Source organism: Sphingobacterium shayense (genome assembly GCF_013179575.1).
Lineage (GTDB): Bacteria > Bacteroidota > Bacteroidia > Sphingobacteriales > Sphingobacteriaceae > Sphingobacterium > Sphingobacterium shayense.
This window is the reverse complement of sequence record NZ_JABMCQ010000272.1, coordinates 1-2,857: the sequence shown is the minus strand read 5'-3', so window position 1 is coordinate 2,857 and position 2,857 is coordinate 1. Positions and strand designations below refer to the sequence as shown.

The 2,857-nt window shown below is 38.4% G+C and carries 1 protein-coding gene; it reads left to right on the top strand.

The features are described 5' to 3' along the window. A partial coding sequence (locus tag HP439_RS18535) for a DEAD/DEAH box helicase (RefSeq protein ID WP_172391815.1) occupies positions 1–2,857 on the top strand: 2,857 nt, incomplete at both ends.

The window sequence follows — 2,857 nt, the reverse complement described above, 5'->3', positions numbered from 1 at the left end:
CGGTTCAAAATCTTTTTTGATTATCAGACACGCAACGCATTTCTCAAATCGCAGAGCGCTCCATATGGATTGGAAAATGAAAATGAGATCGAAAAGTATCTCCGATTGAAATATGAGGATGGCGACGTATCGGTTATACCTATTGATTCTGCCTTAGTCCCCCCCGATTCTACTCTTGGTGAACAAATTACTAGCGAAACCAAGCGTAATGTACAAACCCTAACAGTTCCCTTCAATAATAAACGCATCCTTATTATCAGCCGTCATCGATTTTATGACCAATTGCGCTTTGAAATAGTGGATACCGAAAGAACCGAACGAGGTAATCTAAAACCTCCTTTTGCATCTATCGATATTATGTCACTTCTATGGAGCGGTCAAAGTGTAAAGGAAACAAAGTTTTATGCGGCGATAAATAGCTTTGCTCAAAACTACGCTGACACAGACCCCTTTACCGACCTGCAAGCTTTACGGGCCATACAAGAAAATCCGTTAAACCTTCCTGTATTTATTCATGATCGGGAAATTTCTGAGAAAATCACGGCGAAATCTCTTCTTCCCGTTCGCTTGCATTCGTTCCAGGGACAAATCGAAATTTACGTCGTAAAGAAACTACCATTCTATGAAATTCAAGCCTCATTCATCCAAGATGGGCACCGTAAGAGTCTGCATTCCGTCCAAATTAAACATCGCTATTTCTTGTTGTCTGAAGATGTGTATTATTTAATTGATACGTTAAAAATTCTGCATACGATAGAATATTTTAGAAATAAACCTGAAAAACTTTTAATTCATCATTCTAAATATGAGGAATTTATGCAATCCACTCTTCTTCCACTTGAAGAATTTCTCATAGTAAATTATACTTATATTCGAAAAGCAACCAAACCAGAGATTAAACACATAGTAAACGATCAGCAGCGAATCGTGTATTTTAGTCACCAAGGGAGCTATGTGAATGTAACCCCGATAATGCGCTATGGAGGTGTTGAGGTACCATTATATTCAAAAAGAAATATTACCGCGATTGACGCTAACGGGAATTTATACCGCGCCGAACGAGATAAAACCCAAGAAGACTTATTTTTGAGTCAGGTGATGCGCATGCATGAGACATTTCCCGAGCAGCTATCGGAAAGGACATATTTCTACCTCCACTATGAACAATTTTTGCAGGAAGATTGGTTTTTAAACACAATTGAGTACTGGAGAAACCAGGGAATATCTGTCCTCGGTTTTCAGGATCTAGACTTTACAAATAGAAATTCCAATAAAGCATCGATAAATATTGAAATCTTAAGTGGCACCAAATGGTTTGAAACAAAATTTCACTTGCAATTTGGCGATCAACAGACTTCGATGAAACAGATTTATAAATCCGTCCGCCATCAAAGTAAATTCATAGAGCTTGACGATGGAACAATCGGCATAATCCCCGAAGAGTGGTTACATAAAATATCTCGCTTTTTCCATCTTGGAGTAGTGAAGTCTGAAAGCTTAATGATTCCGAAAATGGCCTTTGCTGAATTAAAAGAACTAACAAAAACCAGCAGATTGACAAATGAAGTTCTAAATGAATTAAACAACTACGATGCCGCACTCAATCAGATAAAAAAGATTCCACTTGTTCCTCCTCCAAAGGAACTAAAGGCGACACTACGTAAATACCAGTTAGAAGGATTAAGCTGGTTAATACAGCTTGATGGGCTAAATTTTGGCGGGTGTCTCGCTGATGATATGGGACTAGGGAAGACTGTTCAAATCATCGCATTCCTATTATATCAAAAAGAAAACCGGGGTTCTGAGGTCAATTTAATAATCTGCCCCACTTCCCTAGTATTCAATTGGGAAGACGAAATAAAAAGGTTTGCACCAAATTTAAAAACATTAGTTCTATATGGAAATGAAAGGGACTCTTATTACTCAAGCCTAAGAAAATACGACGTTGTAATTACGACTTATGGACTGATGGTATCGGATCTCAAAGACTTAAAGAAATTTCCTTTTAATTGCATCATACTCGATGAATCTCAGGCAATCAAAAACCCAAATTCCGAACGAAATAAATCGGCAGGATTATTACAGGCTCGAACCCGATATATATTGACAGGAACACCAATCGAAAACAATACTTTTGACCTTTTCGGGCAGTTATCATTTGCCTGTCCTGGTCTACTTGGAAGCAAACAGTTTTTTAAAGACACCTACGCCACACCTATAGATCGATTTGGAGACAAGAAACGCATACTAGCGTTGCACAAAAAAATTGAACCTTTTATATTACGGCGTACAAAAGCACAAGTTGCCACGGAACTTCCTAAAAAAACGGAAATAACAATTTTATGCGATATGGGACAAGTTCAAAGATCTATTTATGAAAGTCATCAAAGTGAACTACGCAACTACCTTAATGAATGCAAGCTTGAAGATTTCTCACATTACAACATGCATATGTTGGCAGGGTTGACACGACTCCGCCAGATCTGTAACGCTCCATACTTACTAAAAGACGGTTACGATAAAACTATTTCTTCAAAAATTGAGGCCATGTTGGAACAACTCGATTCGATCGCTGAGGATCACAAGGTTTTAATCTTTTCCCAATTTGTCGGCATGCTCGATATTATAAAATCAGTGCTCAAAGAACGCGAAATACAATTTGAGATTCTGACCGGTACAACTAAAAATAGAGCAGCCGTCGTAAAGAATTTTAACGAAAATCCAGCGATACGAATATTTCTTATCAGTTTAAAGGCCGGGGGAACAGGCTTAAACTTAACTGCCGCCGATTATGTATTTCTTATGGACCCCTGGTGGAATCCAGCCACAGAAAATCAAGCTATCGATCGGGCACACC